18 protein-coding genes are annotated in these 17,678 nt (G+C 69.3%); 5 read left to right on the plus strand and 13 right to left on the minus strand.

Annotation, left to right across the window (positions count from 1 at the left end; genetic code table 11):
* The first annotated feature begins 90 nt into the window (after positions 1-90).
* From AC07PE_RS25120 to AC07PE_RS25130, 3 genes are read left to right on the plus strand one after another with little or no spacing between them, the layout of a single operon-like run.
* The gene (locus AC07PE_RS25120) at positions 91-483 is read left to right on the plus strand and encodes a phosphonate transporter (RefSeq protein WP_498769690.1); all 393 of its coding nucleotides are present in this window, start codon (positions 91-93) and stop codon (positions 481-483) included.
* Positions 480-1,805 (plus strand): sensor domain-containing diguanylate cyclase, encoded by a 1,326-nt coding sequence (locus AC07PE_RS25125; protein ID WP_498769692.1) that lies wholly within the window; start codon positions 480-482, stop codon positions 1,803-1,805. Before AC07PE_RS25120 ends, AC07PE_RS25125 begins: the two co-directional genes overlap by 4 nt.
* Entirely contained in the window at positions 1,795-3,561 is a 1,767-nt protein-coding gene (locus tag AC07PE_RS25130; RefSeq protein ID WP_498769694.1) for a putative bifunctional diguanylate cyclase/phosphodiesterase, read from the plus strand. The genes AC07PE_RS25125 and AC07PE_RS25130 overlap by 11 nt, the downstream gene beginning before the upstream one ends.
* 13 nt (positions 3,562-3,574) lie before the next feature.
* On the opposite strand, the gene AC07PE_RS25135 is transcribed toward AC07PE_RS25130, so the two are convergent.
* Positions 3,575-4,420: an aldo/keto reductase gene (locus AC07PE_RS25135; RefSeq protein WP_498769696.1), complete on the minus strand. Its 846-nt coding sequence runs from the start codon at positions 4,418-4,420 to the stop codon at positions 3,575-3,577.
* 136 nt (positions 4,421-4,556) lie between these two features.
* Between AC07PE_RS25135 and AC07PE_RS25140 the strand changes: the two genes are divergently transcribed.
* Positions 4,557-5,711 (plus strand): DUF1565 domain-containing protein, encoded by a 1,155-nt coding sequence (locus tag AC07PE_RS25140; protein ID WP_498769698.1) that lies wholly within the window; start codon positions 4,557-4,559, stop codon positions 5,709-5,711.
* A gap of 7 nt (positions 5,712-5,718) precedes the next feature.
* Here the strand turns inward: AC07PE_RS25140 and arsC are convergent, their stop codons facing one another.
* Positions 5,719-6,060, minus strand: a complete 342-nt coding sequence (gene arsC / locus AC07PE_RS25145) for an arsenate reductase (glutaredoxin) (RefSeq protein WP_498769700.1) — start codon at positions 6,058-6,060, stop codon at positions 5,719-5,721.
* A gap of 169 nt (positions 6,061-6,229) precedes the next feature.
* On the opposite strand from arsC, the gene AC07PE_RS25150 reads away from it, so the two are divergent.
* Complete coding sequence (locus AC07PE_RS25150; protein ID WP_498769702.1) at positions 6,230-6,856, plus strand: 1-acyl-sn-glycerol-3-phosphate acyltransferase; 627 nt, start codon at positions 6,230-6,232, stop codon at positions 6,854-6,856.
* On the opposite strand, the gene AC07PE_RS25155 is transcribed toward AC07PE_RS25150, so the two are convergent.
* The 11 genes from AC07PE_RS25155 to AC07PE_RS25205 all read right to left on the minus strand — a co-directional run bounded on the left by AC07PE_RS25155 (position 6,830) and on the right by AC07PE_RS25205 (position 17,606).
* Positions 6,830-7,399, minus strand: a complete 570-nt coding sequence (locus AC07PE_RS25155) for a HupE/UreJ family protein (RefSeq protein ID WP_498769704.1) — start codon at positions 7,397-7,399, stop codon at positions 6,830-6,832. The two genes, AC07PE_RS25150 and AC07PE_RS25155, sit on opposite strands and share 27 nt — an antisense overlap.
* Positions 7,400-7,411: 12 nt before the next feature.
* Positions 7,412-8,023, minus strand: coding sequence for an urease accessory protein UreG (ureG, locus tag AC07PE_RS25160; protein WP_498769706.1), 612 nt, complete (start codon positions 8,021-8,023; stop codon positions 7,412-7,414).
* Between the two features lie 20 nt (positions 8,024-8,043).
* Entirely contained in the window at positions 8,044-8,709 is a 666-nt protein-coding gene (locus AC07PE_RS25165; RefSeq protein WP_498769708.1) for an urease accessory protein UreF, read from the minus strand.
* Complete coding sequence (ureE, locus tag AC07PE_RS25170; protein ID WP_498769710.1) at positions 8,706-9,260, minus strand: urease accessory protein UreE; 555 nt, start codon at positions 9,258-9,260, stop codon at positions 8,706-8,708. Before ureE ends, AC07PE_RS25165 begins: the two co-directional genes overlap by 4 nt.
* Before the next feature lie 16 nt (positions 9,261-9,276).
* Positions 9,277-10,977 (minus strand): urease subunit alpha, encoded by a 1,701-nt coding sequence (ureC, locus tag AC07PE_RS25175; protein ID WP_498769712.1) that lies wholly within the window; start codon positions 10,975-10,977, stop codon positions 9,277-9,279.
* Complete coding sequence (locus AC07PE_RS25180; RefSeq protein ID WP_498769714.1) at positions 10,974-11,300, minus strand: urease subunit beta; 327 nt, start codon at positions 11,298-11,300, stop codon at positions 10,974-10,976. Before AC07PE_RS25180 ends, ureC begins: the two co-directional genes overlap by 4 nt.
* Before the next feature lie 11 nt (positions 11,301-11,311).
* Positions 11,312-11,614 carry an urease subunit gamma gene (locus AC07PE_RS25185; protein ID WP_498769716.1) on the minus strand — a complete coding sequence of 101 codons (303 nt, stop codon included), beginning with the start codon at positions 11,612-11,614 and terminating at the stop codon, positions 11,312-11,314.
* Positions 11,615-11,623: 9 nt separating this feature from the next.
* A complete protein-coding gene (locus AC07PE_RS25190; protein WP_498769718.1) occupies positions 11,624-12,472 on the minus strand; it encodes an urease accessory protein UreD in 849 nt (282 codons plus the stop codon).
* A 104-nt stretch (positions 12,473-12,576) separates the two neighbouring features.
* Positions 12,577-14,337 (minus strand): DUF1302 domain-containing protein, encoded by a 1,761-nt coding sequence (locus tag AC07PE_RS25195; protein WP_498769721.1) that lies wholly within the window; start codon positions 14,335-14,337, stop codon positions 12,577-12,579.
* A gap of 144 nt (positions 14,338-14,481) precedes the next feature.
* Positions 14,482-16,122 carry a SulP family inorganic anion transporter gene (locus AC07PE_RS25200; RefSeq protein WP_498769850.1) on the minus strand — a complete coding sequence of 547 codons (1,641 nt, stop codon included), beginning with the start codon at positions 16,120-16,122 and terminating at the stop codon, positions 14,482-14,484.
* A complete protein-coding gene (locus AC07PE_RS25205) occupies positions 16,122-17,606 on the minus strand; it encodes a GGDEF domain-containing protein (RefSeq protein WP_498769723.1) in 1,485 nt (494 codons plus the stop codon). Before AC07PE_RS25205 ends, AC07PE_RS25200 begins: the two co-directional genes overlap by 1 nt.
* Positions 17,607-17,678: the final 72 nt, after the last annotated feature.

Genomic DNA, 17,678 nt, shown 5'->3' on the forward strand with positions numbered 1-17,678 from the left:
CGCGCACGATTGATTTGACAGACCCATACCGCCATGTCACCATTCGTTTCTTAGTTGCAACACCACTTCTACTTTTCCTAAAAAGCCGCCATGAATGCCGCCACCGACCTGACTTTCGCTGCACCCGGCCTGCACGGCCAGCTGGCGCAACTGAACCCCGAACAACTCGACCGCCTCGACTTCGGCGTGATCGCCTTCGACGGCGAGACCAAGGTCTGCCAATACAACCAGACCGAGTCCGATGCCGCCGGCCTGACCGCGCCGCGCGTGCTGGGCCAGCCGCTGTTCACCAACGTCGCGCCCTGCCTGAACAACTTCATGGTGGCCCAGCGCTTCGAGGATGCCCAGGATGAAGGCAGTACGCTCGACGACACCATCGACTACGTGCTGACCCTGCGCATGCGCCCGGTGAAGGTGAAGCTGCGCCTGCTGGCCGAGCCGGGCAGCGAGCAACGTTACGTACTGGTGCAGCGCAAGCTGTGAGCGACGACGCGCACGCCCAGCTGGCGGCCGAGCACGAGGCGCTGATCCAGTTCCTGTACCTGTCCCCGGTGGGCCTGGTGCAGACCGCCATCGACGGCGAGATCGCGATGATCAACCCGATCTCGGCCCAGCTCCTGATGCCGCTGTCGCGCGACGGCTGCCTCACCAACCTGTTCACCGCGCTCGAAGACGTCGCGCCCGAACTGCGCCACCTGTGCGCCGAGTTTGCCCGCCCGAGCGGCATGATCTGCGACGGCCTGCACATCCACCTGAACAGCGGCGGCCCGCGCAAGCGCTTGCGCGTGCCGCAGGTGCTGTCGCTCAGCCTCCTGAAGCTGGACGGCGCGCGCCTGATGGCGGTGCTGTCGGACGTCAGCGAGCAGGTGCGCCGCGAACGCCAGCTGCGCCAGAGCGACGCCTGGTTGAACGCCCTCCTCACCAGCATCAGCGATTACGCGCTGGTGGGCCTGGACCGTGAAGGCCGCGTCAGCGACTGGAACGAGACCATCGTCCGCGTCACCGGTTTCACGGACGCGGTGGTCGGGCAGCCCTATTCCGTGTTCTATCCCGAAGGGTCGACCACCCCGGACCTGGTCCTCGACCGCCTGCGCGAAGCCGATGCCAACGGCTGGAGCCTGGACGAAGGTCCGCGCCTGCGCTTCGACGGCACCGAGTTCTTCGGCAGCACCATGATCTCGCCGATGCCGGACCGCGACCCGGACGCCATCGCCGACGGCGAGCCGGCCTACTGCCTGGTCCTGCGCGACATCAGCGACAAGCGCGACGCCATCGACACGCGCCGCCGCTCGGTGTTCAGCGACCACCTGACGGGCGTCGCCAACCGCCGCGCCTTCTTCGAGGCGGCCGAACTGGAGCTGACGCGCAACCGCCGCACGCCGCGCCCGACTGCCCTGATCCTGTTCGACGCGGATCACTTCAAGCAGATCAACGACCGCCACGGCCACCCGGCCGGCGACCGCGTGTTGCGCCAGCTGGGCGCCGCGCTGGCGATGACCTTCCGCCAGGTCGACGTGGTGGCGCGCGTGGGCGGCGAAGAATTCGCCGTGCTGCTGCCTTCCTCGACCCTGGCCGGCGCTGCCGCCGTCGCCGAGCGCCTGCGCCAGCTGGTCGAAGGCCAGCCGGTCAGCGTCGAAGGCGCCTCGATTGCGTACACGGTCAGCGCCGGCATTGCCGCCAGCGCCGCCGGCGAGACCATCGACCTCGACACCCTGATCAAGCGCGCCGACCGCGCCCTGTACGCCGCCAAGGCGAAGGGCCGCAACCGAATCGAGTGCTGGAGCGGAGAACCCGATGCAGCCTGAAAACCAGCCGAATACCCTCGACGCCTACGAAGCCCTGGTGGCCTTCCTGTACCGTGCCCCGATCGGCCTGGTGCAGTGCAGCCTCGACGGCACGGTCGACATGCTGAATCCGATGTCGTCCAGCCTGCTGATGCCGCTGGTGCGCGACGGCAGCATGGACAATCTGTTCACCGTGCTGCAGGGCGTGGCGCCGCAGCTGCGTGAACTCACCGAAAGCTTCAGCGAAGCCTCCGGCTCCGTCTGCGAAGGCCTGCGCCTGCAGCTGGGCGATGCGGCCACGCCGGGCGCGCCGCAATGGCTGTCGCTGTCGGTGCTGAAGCTGGACCCGAGCCGCCTGATGGCGGTGGTCACCGATGCCACCTTCGAGGTGCAGCGCGAGCAGGAAAGGATGGCGAAGCGCCTCAAGACGGCCGCCCGCACCGATGCCCTGACCCGCATGCCGAACCGCGAGGCGCTGCTGGAACAGGCGCAGCAGATGCTGGGGCGGGCGCCCGGCGGCAGCGGCTTCGCGCTGCTGTTCATGAATTGCGACCGCTTCCGCCAGATCAACGACGCCCTCGGCCAGAGCGCCGGCGACCGCCTGCTGGTGCAGATCGGCGAGCGTGTGCGCGCCACCCTGCGCCCGCCCAGCGACCGTATCGACCCGCAGGCCGGCAGCGGCCAGATGGCGGCCCGCATCGGCGCCGACGAATTCGCCGTGCTGCTGGACGGCCTGCGTTCGCGCGAGGATGCCCAGAAGATCGCGCAGCGCCTGCTCGAAGCGCTGGCGCGCCCGCACCAGCTGCCGAGCGGCCAGGACGTGACGTGCAAGCTGTCGATGGGCCTGGTCTGGGGCGCCGACGCCGGCGATTTCGCGGGCGAGATGCTGCGCGACGCCAGCATCGCCATGGTCGAGTCCAAGCGTGCCGGCGGCAATCACTGCACCTTGTTCGAGCCGGCCATGCGCGAACGCGCCGCACGCCGCGCCGACATCGAATCGGACCTGAGACTGGCCCTGGTCGAGGAGCAGCTGTTCGTGGTCTACCAGCCGGTGGTGGGCCTGCGCGCGGACGGCGGCACCGACTTCTCGGCCGGCGTGGAAGCCCTGGTGCGCTGGCAGCATCCGGCGCGCGGCGTGGTCCCGCCTTTCGAATTCATCCAGGTGGCCGAGGAATCGGGCCTGATCGGGGCGCTGGGCGACTTCGTGCTGCGCCGCGCCTGCCGCGACTTCATGGCCTGGCAGCGCGAGCTCGGCCAGCAGGCGCCGCGCCTGCTGGCGGTGAACCTGTCGCGCGCGCAGCTGGGCCAGCCCGACTGGCCGGCGACGGTGCGCGCCATCCTCGACCTTGAGGGCATGCACCCATCGCAGCTGCAGCTGGAAGTGACGGAAAGCCTGGCGGCCCAGGACCAGCAGGTGCAGGACCGCCTGCACGAACTGAAGGCGATCGGCATCACGCTGGCGCTGGACGACTTCGGCACCGGTTATTCCTCGCTGTCGAGTTTGCACCAGCTGCCGGTGGACACGGTCAAGATCGACCGTTCCTTCGTCTGCCAGGCCGACACCAGCCAGCACCACCGCGTGCTGATCGAAGCCACGGTCAAGGTCGCGCAGAGCCTGGGCATGAACACGGTGGCCGAGGGCATCGAGACCGAGGCGCAGGCCGCCGCCGTGCGCGACCAGCAGTGCGCCAAGGGACAAGGCTACCTGTTCAGCCGCCCGCTCACCTCACCCGCCCTGCTGGACTGGCTACGCGCGGCGCTGCCGGCTGCAGCCTGAGCGCCGGCACGCTTCAGCGCATCGCCAGCGGCCGGCGCCGGCGCGGCGGCGGAAAGCCGGCGTCGAGCTGGGCCAGGTCCTCGGGTGTCAGGACGATATCCAGCGCTGCGCGGTTCTCGCGCACGTGCTGCGGCCGCACCGCCTTCGGAATCACCACCACCCCATCCTGGCGCAGCCAGGCCAGCGCCACCTGGGCCGGCGTGACGCCATGGCGGCGCGCCACCTCCGTCAGCTGCGGATTGCGCAGCATGCCGGCCTGCGAGGCAGGATCGGACTCCAGCGGCGAATAGGCCATCACCGGGATCCCCCGTTCGCGGCACCACGGCAGCAGCTCCCACTCGATGCCGCGCTGGGTCAGGTTGTACAGGACCTGGTCGGTGGCCACCAGTTCGCCGCCGGGCAGCGCGGCCGCTTCCAGCATGTCTTCGAGGTCGAAGTTGCTGACGCCGAAATCGCGGATCTTGCCCTGCTCGCGCAGGCGCACGAAGGCGTCCAGGGTCTCCTCCAGCGGCACGTTGCCGCGCCAGTGCAGCAGATACAGGTCAAGGCGGTCGGTGCCCAGGCGCCGCAGGCTGCGCTCGCAGGCGACCTGCACGCCGCGGCGGTCGGCATTGTGCGGGTAGACTTTGCTGACCAGGAACACCTCGTCGCGGCGGCCGGCGATCGCCTCGCCCACCACTTCCTCTGCGCCGCCCTCGCCGTACATCTCGGCCGTGTCGATCAGGGTCACGCCCAGGTCCAGCCCGAGGCGCAGGGCCGCCACCTCGTCCTTGCGGGCGGCTGGATCCTCGCCCATGTACCAGGTGCCCTGGCCGAGCACAGGGATGCGGCTTCCCGAAGGTAAAAGCAAACTGTTCAAGACGGCCTCCTTTGTGTTGTACGACCACGATAACCCAGGGTTTGCGTGTGCTCAAGGGCGAGATTGAGGCAGGCGGCTTTGCATGCCAGATGGGAGGCGCACACTGGACCGGTTAGCTCCCGCATGAAGCGCGACCATGACACCGACACATTCCCCCATGATCACCATGCTGTGCGCCTGCGCGGCTCTCGCCGCGGTCGGCTGTACCGTGAAGGACAACCACCCGGTGGCGGTCACGCCCCAGGTGGTGCCGACCGAGCTGTGGGTGGCGCAGGATGGCCTGGACAGCAATCCCGGCACCCGCGCCGCGCCGCTGCGCTCGCTCGCGCGGGCGGCCCAGCTGGTCACGCCGGGCACCACCGTGAACGTGCTCCCCGGCACCTACCAGGGCGGCTTCCGTACCAGCATCAACGGCATGGCCAATGCCCGCATCGTGTTCCGCTCGACGGAGCGCTGGCAGGCGCGGCTGGTGCCCCCGCCCATCTCCGGCAGCGACATGGCCTGGGACAACCGCGCCAGCTACGTCGACATCCAGGGCTTCGAGGTCGACGGCTCGCCGCGCACGGAGGGCCAGCCCTGGACCACCGGCATCTACAGCGGCGGCTCCTACAACCGCATCGCCTCCAACCATGTGCACCACATCGCCACCACACTGCCCTGCACCAGCAAGGGCGGCTCCGGCATCGGGGTCGACAGCTATTACAAGGGCATGTATTCGGAAGTGATCGGCAACAGCGTGCACGACATCGGCCCGACGGGCTGCCGCTACGTACAGGGGATCTACGTGAACACGCCGGGGACGGTGCGCAACAACATCGTCTACCGCGTCGCCGAGGCCGGCATTCACCTGTGGCACGACGCGCACAAGGTCATCGTGGTCAACAACACGATCACGGCCTCGAACACCGGCATCCTGGTGGGCGGTGGGGATTTTTATCACACCAAGGGGCCGAACGATAACACCCACGTGTTCAACAACATCGTGTACGACAACCGCTACGGCATCTCCGAACAGGGCGCCACAGGCAAGCACAACAGCTACCGCAACAACCTGGTGTTCGGCAACAAGGAGGCGGACTGGCGGCTGGCCGAGGGCATGCGGCACGCCGGCACCATCGCCGCCGCGCCCGGCTTCCTCAGCTACTCGCGCAACGGCACGCCGGACTTCCGCCTGGCAGGGGATTCGCCGGCGATCGGCAAGGGCCTCGAGCATGGCGCCGACGGCCCTGACTTCTACGGCAAGTCACGCGGGCAGACCGACGCCGTCGACATCGGCGCCTGCCAGCATTAGCGCAGGCTTAGAGGATCTCGTTCACCAGCTCCGAGGGCCGGCACAGCCGCACACCCTTCGGCGTGATCACGAAGGGCCGGTTGATGAGGATGGGATTCGCCACCATGGCGTCCAGCAGGGCCTCGTCGTCGGCGCCGTCCAGGCTCAGTTCGCCGTACAGCGCCTCCTTGCTGCGCACCGCCTCGCGCACCGACAGGCCGGCGTCCGCGATCATTTTCTTCAGTTGCTCGCGTCCGGGCGGGTTGGCCAGGTAGTCGACCACTTCCGGTTCGTGGCCGGCTTCGCGGAGCGCATTCAGCGTGGTGCGCGAGGTGCCGCAGCGCGAATTGTGAAAAATCTTGATGTCCATCGTTAAATCCCTAATTGAACAAAGTGCAGGCTTGCTGCATTGGCAAGGGATGATACCGACGCCGCTACAACGCTTCCAGTCTTTTTACTTGTCCCGGGTTTTTTCCCGCTATAGAATCCCCCGTTTATTTTCCAGGGCGCAATGAAGACGTCCGCTTGAGAGACTGATAATGCAAGAACACCTGTTGCGCCCGGCCACATTGCCAACCTGGGGCCAGCGCACCGCCCTGCGCATCCTGAACCTGATCGGCTGGAACGTGTATTTCCAGCCGCTGCCCGGCCCGCACGGCATCGCCGTCGTCTATCCGCACACCTCGAACATCGACTTCTTCGTCGGCCTGCTGGCCAAGTGGGCGGTCGGCCTGCACTTCCGCTGGCTGGCCAAGGATTCGCTGTTCCGCGGCGTGATGGGTATTGTCATGCGCTATTGGGGCGGTGTCGCGGTCGACCGCAGCGCACCGCAGGGCGCAATCCGCCGCCTGGCCGAAGACATGCTGTCCTCGAAATGGTTCTGGCTGGCGATCACGCCGGAAGGCACGCGCGGCTACCGCCCCTACTGGAAGAGCGGCTTCTACCGCATCGCGCTGGCGGCCAAGGTGCCGGTGCTGCTGGTATCGATCGATTACGGCCGGAAGGTCGTCGACGTCACCCGGTCGATTACCCTGACCGGCGACGAAGCCACGGACATGGCGGCGATCGCCGCCGTCTACGCAGGGGTGCAGGCCAAGTACCCGAAGGATGCGGCGCCGATCCGCCTGGCCGAGCCGGGTTCAGACGACGCCCGCAAGCAGGCATAAGCCCGCGGCGCCGATCGCGGCGCCCGCCATCCGGCGGCGCCGCTCGTCGGACTGCACGACCATCCCCAGGCCGATCACCAGCGCGCTGGCCAGCAGAAAGCCGGCGCCGCTGTCCATCCCCGCCAGTTCGCGCCCATGCGCGAGACCGTGCAGGAAACCGCACAGGCCCGCCAGCGCCACCGCCAGCTGCGGCGGCACACGCAGGGGCGCCGCCGCAAGGGCGCCGAGCAGCAGCACGGTGGCGGCGATCGACATTTCCAGCGCCGGCAGCATGCCGCCCGCCAGCATCCCCGCGCAAGACGCCCCCAGCGCCATCAGCACCAGGAAGATTGGCGGCAGCACCACGCCATGCCGCTGCTGCCGGCTCCACAGTCCCAGCGCCAGCAATGCCAGCAGGTGGTCCAGCCCCGTCAGCGGGTGCAGCAGGCCGGCTACTACGCCGCTGTCCGCGGCGTGTCCCGGGTGGGCCAGCGCCGGCAGCGCGGTCATCGCCGCCACCAGTCCGGCAGCAAGCATCGCCGCGGTTCGCATCGTGTACTTCATGGATTCTCCTTGTCAGTGATCGAGCAGGCCCTGCTCGCGGATGAAGTGGACCACTTCGTCGACGCCCTCGCCCGTGCGCAGGTTGGTGAACACGAAGGGCCGGCTGCCGCGCTGGGCCCTCGCATCGCGGGCCATCGTGTCGAGGTTCGCGCCCACATACGGGGCCAGGTCGGTCTTGTTGATGATGAGGAGATCCGAGCGCGTGATGCCCGGGCCGCCCTTGCGCGGGATCTTCTCGCCGCCGGCGACGTCGATCACGTACAAGGTCAGGTCCGACAGCTCGGGACTGAAGGTGGCGGCCAGATTGTCGCCGCCCGACTCCACCAGCACCAGCTGCAGCGCCGGGAACTCGGCCTGCAGGCGCGCGATGGCTTCCAGGTTGATCGATGCGTCCTCGCGGATCGCCGTGTGCGGGCAGCCGCCAGTCTCGACGCCCATCAGGCGCTCGGGCGGCAGCGCTTCGGCGCGCAGCAGGATGTCCATGTCCTCGCGGGTGTAGATGTCGTTGGTGATCACGGCCATGTCGTAGTCGGCGCGCATGCGCCGGCACAGCATCTCGCACAGCGCCGTCTTGCCGGAGCCTACCGGTCCGCCGATCCCGACGCGCAGGGGGTTCGATTCCATCGGTGTTCTTCCTTCCTTGTTCATGAACGGTAGAGCCGCCCGTGCTGCACCTCGTGCCGCATCGACAGCATGGACAGGCCCGGCGTCCAGTTCGACATGGCGCCGTCTTCCAGCTCGCGGGCGGTGCGCGCCGCCGCCTCGATGTCCGGCCGCAGCGACAGCAGCAGCCGTTGTCCGGCCACCTGCCCCAGCGGCACCGACTTCACGCAGACCAGCACCTGGTTCTCGACCCAGGTGAACAGCAGCGCCAGCAGCGCTTCCTCGTGCGGGATGCCCAGACCGTCGACCGCGCAGGCAAAGGCGGCCGGCAGGGGCGCTTCCTCGCCCAGCACCCCGGCATCGGCCACGCCCAGTTCGGCGATCAGGCGGCTCAGCGAATAACCCATCTGGATGGTCTCGGCGCGGAACTCGGCGGTGTCGCGCGAGGCCAGGAAGCATTCGCTCCACATCCTGGCCGCGGCATGGTCGCGCACCGCGAAGGTCTTGAGCAGGCGCCAGAACAGCGGCGCGTCCCACTGCGCCATCACTTCGTGCAGGCCGCGCGCGATCCAGGCGCGGGCGCTGACGGCGTCATGCACCGAGCCCTCTTCCAGCGCCGCTTCCAGTCCCTGCGAATAGCTGTAGCCGCCGACCGGCAGCGCCGGGCTCGCGAACTGCAGCAGGTGCAGCAGGCCGGCCGCGTTCATGCGCGCTCCACGCCGGCAGCGGCGGCGGCCTCTGGACGGTGGATCTTCTGCCGCACCGGCACCGGCGCCAGCAGGCTCGCGCCGGGGTGCGCGTGGCCATGCCCGTGCCCATGGCCGCCGGCATAGGCGCCCGGCTCGGGCTCGAACTTGGCCAGCTCTTCGTCGACCTGGGCGCCCAGGCCCAGCACCATCTCCTTCAGCACCGGATCGACGCGGATACGGATCCAGCCGGGGCCGACCTGGGCCTGGGTATGGCGGTTGCCGAGGTGGTAGGCGCAGCGCGCCAGCATCGCGGCATCGACGCAGCGCACCAAATAGGTCGGCTCGGGCGCCGCGATCACGCGCACCACGCGGCCGCCCTCGCCGCTCAGCAGGTCGCCATCGCGCAGCACCGTGCCGCGCGCCAGGAACAGCGCGACTTCTTCGCCGGACGCCAGGCGGGCGCGCTGGCGGCAGCGCTCGCGCTGGTCCCAGGTCAGGACCATCAGCTCATTGACGGCCACATCGGGGCTGGAGTCAGCGCGCGCAGTCTTGGTATGCAGGGATAACATGGTCAGGCTCCTCGTGCTAGAACAGGAAATAACGCTGCGCCAGCGGCAGCACCGCCGCCGGTTCGCACACCAGCAGGCGGCCGTCGGCCCGCACTTCATAGGTCTCCGGATCCACCTCCATGTGCGGGGTGGCGCCGTTGTGGATCATGTCGTGCTTGCGCAGGCCGCGCGTGCCGCGCACCGGCATCACGGTCTTCGCCAGGCCGAGCCGCGCGGCGATGCCGTCGTCGTAGGCGGCCTGGGACACGAAGGTGAAGGATTTCTTCAGCCCGCCGGCGTAGGCGCCGAACATCGGCCGCCAGTGCACCGGCTGCGGGGTCGGGATCGAAGCGTTCGGGTCGCCCATCAGGCTGGCCGCGATCATGCCGCCCTTGATGACCATCGAGGGCTTGGCGCCGAAGAAGGCGGGCCGCCACAGCACCAGGTCGGCGATCTTGCCGGCTTCGATGGAGCCGACCGCATGCGCGATGCCGTGCGTGATGGCCGGGTTGATCGTGTACTTGGCCACGTAACGTTTCACCCGCGCGTTGTCGTTCCGGTCCGAGTCGCCTTCCAGCGGGCCGCGCTGCGCCTTCATCTTGTGCGCGGTCTGCCAAGTGCGCAGGATGGTTTCGCCGACCCGGCCCATGGCCTGGGAATCGGAGGACATCATCGAGATCGCACCGAGGTCGTGCAGGATGTCCTCGGCGGCGATGGTCTCGCGGCGGATGCGCGATTCGGCAAAGGCCACGTCCTCGGCGATGGCGGCGTCCAGGTGGTGGCAGACCATCAGCATGTCGAGGTGCTCGTCCAGCGTGTTGACGGTATACGGACGGGTCGGATTGGTCGACGAGGGCAGCACGTTGGCCTGGCCGACGGCGGCGATGATGTCCGGCGCATGGCCGCCGCCCGCGCCTTCCGTGTGGAAGGTGTGGATGGTGCGGTCCTTGAACGCCGCCAGCGTGGACTCCAGGAAGCCGGCCTCGTTCAGGGTGTCCGAATGCAGGGCCACCTGCACGTCCATGCGCTCGGCCACCGCCAGGCAGTTGTCGATCGCGGCCGGGGTGCTGCCCCAGTCCTCGTGCAGTTTCAGGCCCACCGCGCCGGCCTCGATCTGCTCTTCCAGCGGGCGCGGACGGCTGACGTTGCCCTTGCCGAAGAAACCGAGATTCATCGGGAAGGCGTCGGCGGCCGCCAGCATGGCGTGGATGTGCCAGGGGCCGGGCGTGCAAGTGGTCGCCGCGGTGCCGACCGCCGGCCCGGTGCCGCCGCCCAGCATGGTGGTGATGCCGGAGGCCAGCGCTTCCTCGATCTGCTGCGGGCAGATGAAATGGATGTGGGTGTCGACGCCGCCGGCGGTGACGATCATGCCTTCGCCGGCGACGATCTCGGTGGCGCCGCCGATGGCCAGGGTCACACCGGGCTGGATGTCCGGATTGCCGGCCTTGCCGACGCCGGCGACCAGGCCGTCCTTGATGCCGATGTCGCCCTTGACGATGCCCCAGTGGTCGACGATCACGGCGTTCGTGATGACCGTGTCCATGACCTGCGCGTGCGGCAGCTGCGACTGGCCCATGCCGTCGCGGATCACCTTGCCGCCGCCGAATTTGACCTCTTCGCCGTATACGGCAAAGTCGCGTTCGATCTCGATCAGCAGGCCGGTGTCGGCCAGGCGGATGCGGTCTCCCGTGGTCGGGCCGAGCATGTCGGCATAGGCCTGGCGCGAGATGCTCGTCATGCGGACGCCTCCTGCCCGGGCAGCGGACCGTTCACGCGGCCCTGGAAGCCGACCGCCACCCGCGCGCCGGCCAGTTCGACCAGCTCCACGGTGCGCTGCTGGCCCGGCTCGAAGCGTACCGCGGTGCCGGCTGCGATGTTCAGGCGCATGCCGAGCGCCGCCTCGCGTTCGAAGCGCAGGGCCGTATTGACCTCGTAGAAGTGATAGTGCGAGCCGACCTGGATCGGACGGTCGCCGGCGTTCGCCACCGTCAGCACATGCGTGCGGCGGCCGGCATTCAGAACGATCTCGCCCTCTTCCAGAAAGTATTCGCCGGGGATCATGCGGTCTCCATTCAAACGATGGGCTGGTGGACGGTGACCAGCTTGCTGCCGTCCGGGAAGGTGGCTTCGACCTGGATCTCCGGGATCATCTCCGGCACACCTTCCATCACGTCGTCGCGGCCCAGGATGGTGGCGCCCTCGCTCATCAGCGCGGCGACGCTGCGGCCGTCGCGCGCACCTTCCATGATCGCGGCGCTGATGAGCGCCACGGCTTCCGGATAGTTCAGTTTCAGCCCGCGTGCGCGGCGGCGCTCGGCCAGCAGGGCGGCGGTGAAGATCAGCAGCTTGTCTTTTTCGCGGGGCGTCAGGTCCATGGTCGGCTCCTAGGTGTTCCAGATGCGCGGCGGGCGGCCGTCGAGGCCCAGCAGGTGCGGCCGCACCGCCTGCCACACGCGCAGCATGGCGGCGCGCGCGGTTTCGCTGTCGTCGCCCAGGTGGCGCGCCACCAGCACCGATTTCACCTGGCTCAGGGCCAGGCCCGGGACACCGCCGCGCAGCGCGGCCGCGACCGCCGCCGGCAGCGGCTTGCCGACCGCGAGCAAGGTCGCGCACACGCTCTGCCCGTTCAAGCCCAGCGGGCTGTCCAGGCCGGCGGCATCGAGCCGGCCCTGCTCATGCCAGACCAGGCGGCCGGCCTGGCGGATGCGGGTGCGCTGGGCAACCTGCCCGCGCACGAAGCGCTCGCCCATCGCGCGCCGGCCGAAGCACAGGATCTCGCTGCCGATATAGGCGGCGCCCTCGCCCAGCTCGACCTCGTGTTCGAGCTCGACGCCGGCGCCGTCGTAGAAGATGCTTTCCTGGGGCAGCCATTCGAGCGCGGCGCCGTCGGCTATCCGCAGGCGAACGTCCTGGCGCGACAGGCGGTCCTGCGCGCGGTACCACTTGGCGGCGCCGGGCGTGGTGGCGAAGACCCTGCTGCTGCCGCCCAGCCGGACATCGATCTCCAGGCGGTCGCCGCCTACCACGCCGCCGGGCGGGTGCACGAGGATCACGTGGCAGGTGCGCGGCCCTTCCGGATACAGCGCCTTCTGCACGCGCAGCGGTCCGGCATGCGCACGGCTTGCGAGCCGCGTGAACTCACCGTCGCAGGTGAAGCCCAGGTCCAGGCTGGCGCGCCAGGGCGGCGCCGGCGGCGGCTGGAAGACGGGAGTGGAAAGGGAGGAATCGCGCATACCTCCTGTTTAGCAGGATGCGTGCCATGGCAATCAGGGGCGCCTGGCGCCTGCGCGCTGCACCCGAAAGGGAAAGCGCACCAGGGCGGTGCGGCCGGCGGACCTTAAAAGCGCACGCCGGCAGACAGCGCCAGGGTGTCGCGGTCGGAGGTCGGGTTGTAGTCGCCGCCCCAGATGCCGACGTACTGCAGGTCGGCGAAGTAGCGTTTGCGGTATTCGAACTGGCAGCCGGCCGACAGCATGCGCCGGCCCTCGTTGATGGCGAAATCGCCGGACCAGCCCTTCACCTCATGGCCGAAGCCGGCCGTCAGCTTGGTTGCCAGGCCAGGTGCAAACTCGGGCAGGCGCGCGTCGAGGCGCAGGCGGTAGCTCCATGAGTTGGCGGTCTGGTAGCCGCGCTGGCTGCACTGGCGCGCCGCGTCGCCCGTCATTACCGTGCAGACGCCGTTCACCGGACCCGGGCCGAACACGTCGGCGCGGCCATAGCGCCGCACGTTCTGGTCCGGCAGGCCCGGCGTGTGCTTGCCCATCAGTTCCACCAGCCCGGTCAGCGGCACGCCGAAGGCTTCCCAGCGGTGCTGCACGCTCAGCTGAAGCTGGGCCATCGAATACAGGTCGTAACCCGGGAAGATGCCGCCCGGCGGCACCGCGTCGACGCTGGTGCGCAGCATCGCCGGTATGCTCGGGTTCAGGAAAGGCGGCAGCACGTCGGCCGGCGACAGCATGAAAGGGATGCGCTCGCGCCAGGACAGTTCGGCGCCGTAGGTAGTGGCGCCGGCACGGTGGCTGGCGGTGAAGGCCGTCAGGCTTGCGTTGCTCACGTACTCGGTAAAGAAGCGCATGTTCAGGCCGCCCGGGTCGCCCGCGATCAGGGGCGCGCCGACGCGCGTCGAGCGCCGCAGGCTCGGCATGGGCATGCGCCAGCCATAACGCGCATGGTAGACGCCGAATTCGGTATCGCCGTCCGCTTGCCAGAACAGCGCCAGGCCACGGTTCGGTGCGTCCGGCTTCACTGTCGGCAGGCGCTGCATGAACGCCCCCTGGGCCATCCGTGCACGATCGCTCAGGCCCCCTGGAGGACCGGCCATCACGGCATTGCAACCGTCCGCAGCGTAGTCGCTGATCGCCCAATAGGTGCCGCAGGTATCGATCGCGCTGGGCCGGAAAGCCTGCACGAAGCCTTCCAGCGCCCAGCCGGGCGCCAGGCCTGCGCGCGCGAACAGCATCGGGGCCGCTACCCGCGTCTCCTGGGGCAGGCTGCCGGCGCGCCGCGACGCCGGAAAGTCGCGCGGCGCCATGGCTTCCAGCGCCGGTCCGCGCTCGCTCCAGGGCGTCAGCTGGCGGCCGGCGCGCAGCAGCAGGCTGTTGCCGCCGGGCGCCATGCTGCGCTCGAGCCAGGCTTCGCCCAGGGCCACGCCGGAAAAGCGGCCCAGCTTGTCCGTGCCGGCATCGCCCAGAGGCTGTCCAGCGGCGTAGCGGCTGATCGAATTGCCCCAGGGCCGGGCATCATGCCGCAGGCCGTCGTCGTACCAGGCCTTGACGCGGACCACCCCGTTCATCGTGGCGCCTTCGTAGCGCAGGTCGAGGTTGCCGAGCCATGCGCGCGACACCCAGTCATGGCGCGCGTAGTTCAAATTGGCGTCGTCGGCATTCGCGCCCATGCCATAGCCGACCAGGCTGATCGCGGCCGAGTTGGCGGCGGTGAGCAGCAGCGGATCGGGCGCCTCCAGCCGGTTGACGCCGCCAAATGCGATACGGCCGGTCACGCTCAGGCCATCGCCTGCCCATGTCGGGTATGCATCGAGGATGGCAAGCGCCAGCAGCCCGGCTTTGATGCCGGGCTTGTGCGATATGCGGGACAGCATGGGAAGCTCAACGCAGCGCGGGGGTGGCGCAGAGGCAGCAGAAAAACGCGGACGACAACAAGCTCAGGCTGGTTCGGTTAAACATGACTCCCCCCCGGAAGTATTGATACAAATCATATTGCCACAGCCGTGTCGGCCTGACAATCAATAATCCTTGACGCTTAAAGCATTCCACGCATTCGCCGTGCTGAGGAAGACCTGGCCGCTCAGGCGCTCGAGCAGGGTCGACTGTTTGAGACGGTCCATCACCGGCCCCTTGACCTCGGCCAGGTGCAGACGCACGCCGCGCTGCGCGAGGGCCGCGTTCAGCTCCAGCAGGCCGAACAGCGCCGAGGTATCGATCGCGTTCACGGCCGACAGCACCAGAACCAGCTCGCGCACGCCTTCGTGATGCCCCAGCTCTTCCTCGACGCGGGCGTTGACCGCCTCGACGTTGCCGAAAAAGAGTCCGGCATCGACGCGCAGCAGCAACACGCCGCTGCGGGTCTCGGTCTCGTAGCGGTCGACGTTGCGGAAATGCTCGGTGCCGGCGATCCGGCCCAGCACCGCGATATGCGGCCGGCTCTCGCGCCAGATCATCGCCCCCATCGACAGCAGCAGGCCGACCACGACCCCGGCCTCGACGCCCATCAGCAGCACGCCGCCGGCGGTGGCCAGCAGCGCCAGCGCGTCGGCGCGGTCGTAGCGCCAGGCGGTGCGCAGGGTCGACGCTTCCAGCATCCCCAGCACGGCAACGATGATGGTGGCGGACAGCACCGGCAGCGGCAGCAGCGCCAGCCAGCCGGTCGGCAGCACCAGGGCCGCGCCCAGCAGCAGCGCCGTCACGATGCCGGCGAGCTGGGAGTTGGCGCCGGCCGAGAAATTCACGGCGGAGCGCGACAGGCTGGCGGTGACGGGAAAGGCGCCGCTCAGGAAGCTGCCGATGTTGGCCGCGCCCAGACCCACCAGCTCGGCGTTCGTCTGCAGCTTCTCTCCCTTTTTGGCGGCCAGCGCCTGCGCGCCGGACATCGAGAGCAGGAAGCACATGAAGCCGATCAGCAGCGCCGGCTTGAGCAGCTGCTGCCAGTGCGGGGCCGACGTCGCCAGGTTCAGGTGCGGCAGGCCGGCGGGTACCGGGCCGATGATCCGCACGCCCATCCGGTCCAGGCCGAGCAGGGCCACCAGCACGATCGCGCCGAGCACCAGCAGCATCGGCGCCAGGCGCGCGCCAATGTCGGCGGCGGACGGCGGCAGCCCACAGCGCCGCAGCAGCGCGGCGCCGTGGCGGCGCGCCAGCATCAGCAGCGCCAGCGCGCCCAGGCCCAGCGCGGCGCTCGGTCCGTGCCAGTGCGGCGGCGCCGCCCCCAGCAGGGTGCCCAGCTGGTCCCAGGCGATCAGGATCGAGGAACCGATCGTGAAGCCGTTCATGACCGGACGCGAGAAGAAATTGGCGAGGAAGCCCAGCCGCAGCAAGCCGCAGGCCAGCAGCACCAGGCCGGACAACAGAGCCAGCTGGCCGGCCAGCGTGGCGTACAGCGCCGTGCCCGGGACCGCTAGCGGCGCCAGGCTTGAGGCGGTCATCAGCGAAATGATCGCCATCGGCCCCACCGACTGGCTGCTGCTGGTGCCGAACAGCGCGTACAGGAGCAGAGGCAGGATGCTGGCGTAGATGCCCGCGACCGGCGGCAGCCCCGCCACCAGCGCGTAGGCCATGCCTTGCGGGATCATCATCATGGCGACCACGGCGCCCGCCGCCAGATCCCCCGCCAGCCACGCGCGGCGGTAGCCCTTCACCCAGGCGAGCATCATTGCATCGCCAGTTCGACGCAGTTGCGCCCTGCCCGCTTGGCGCGCGCCATCGCGGTTTCGACGCGCTGGACCAGCGAGTCGGCGCTTTCCTGTTCGCCCAACTGGGCCACGCCGAGGCTGACCGTGACATGGTCGCAGCCGGGAATCTCCGCCCGCTCGACCGCGTGGCGGATCTTTTCGGCCATCCTGAGGCCGTCGATCGCGCTGGTGTGCGGCGCGATCACATGGAATTCCTCGCCGCCCGAGCGCACCAGCACGTCGCTCGAGCGCAGCAGCGCACGCACGCAGTCGGCCACGGTGCGCAGGGCAACGTCGCCGACCGGATGGCCGTACGTGTCGTTGATGGCCTTGAAGCGGTCGATGTCGAAGGACAGCAGGGCCAGCGGCGCACGATAGCGGCGCGCGCGCTTCACTTCGCGCTCGAGCAGCTCCTCGCCGTGGCGGCGGTTGGCGACGCCGGTCAGGGCGTCCGTGGTCGACACATAGGTCAGGCGCGCCAGCAGCTGTTCGGCTTCAAGGTTCATGTCGTCCATGCGCAGGCCCAGCGCAGCCAGCGCGGCACAATCGGCGAGCGTGGCCAGGGCTTCCGGCGCCAGCGCAGCTTCACTGTCGAGCAGCAGCGACAGCGCGCCGCGCGGGGCGCCCGGACCGTCGGCCGGCAGCGGGATTCCCAGCGCCTGCACCACGCCGTGGGCGCTCAGCTGCTGCGCCAGCTCCGGCTCCCCGGCCTGCTCCAGGCTGTCGAGCAGCGCCAGCTCGCCGGTGGCGGCGGCCAGCAGCCCGGGGAAGGCGTGGCGCAGCGGCGCCTGCAGCAGGCGCTCGCTGCGCTGCAGGAGGGTGGCCAGGCGCAGACCGGCCGCGTGGTCCCTGCCCTGCTCGGCCTCGAGCCGCAGGTCGCCGTCCGGCTTCATGCGGAACATGGCGGCGTGCAGCACGCCGGGCCACGCCAGCAGGGCCTGGCACAGGCGTTCGGCCAGGCTCTGTTCTTCATCCGGTCCGTCGAGCGCGGCCTGCACGCGTGCGCGCAAGGCCAGCAGTGCGCGCAGCGCATCCGCATCGGCAGCGGGGGCGCAGCCGGCGGGCGCCTCCAGGCAGTGCTGAACCGTGGCCTGCAGGCGCGCCGGCTCGATCGGCGTCATCGCGTAGGCCGCCGGGCCCCAGGCATTCAGCAGCGGCAGCCAGCGCGCGTTCGCGAAGGGGCACAGCAGCAGCACCGGCTCGCCGCCGCGGCGCGCCAGCAGGCCGCCCAGCGCGTCCAGGTCGATGCTGGGCTCGAAGCGTTCGAGGTCGATCACCAGCAGCCCGGCCGGCGCCTGTGCCAGCAGGCTGGCGGCGGCATCGAGGCTGTCGGCCAGGTGCAGTTGCGCGAACAGCGGGCCGCAGGCCTGGTCGAAGCCGGCGCGCCTTTGCGCCATCGGGCTGACGTAGATCCCCGTCCATCCTGCGTCCTGCTGGTCCTGCTGCGACTCCTGCTGCGACATCTGCGCTCCTGGTATAGCCGTTCAATGAGGCCTGTTACAGGCGGAAGTTTGCCACAAAGCACTTAGCGCGGC

This window comes from Telluria sp. GW821-FHT07G12, from assembly GCF_059418525.1.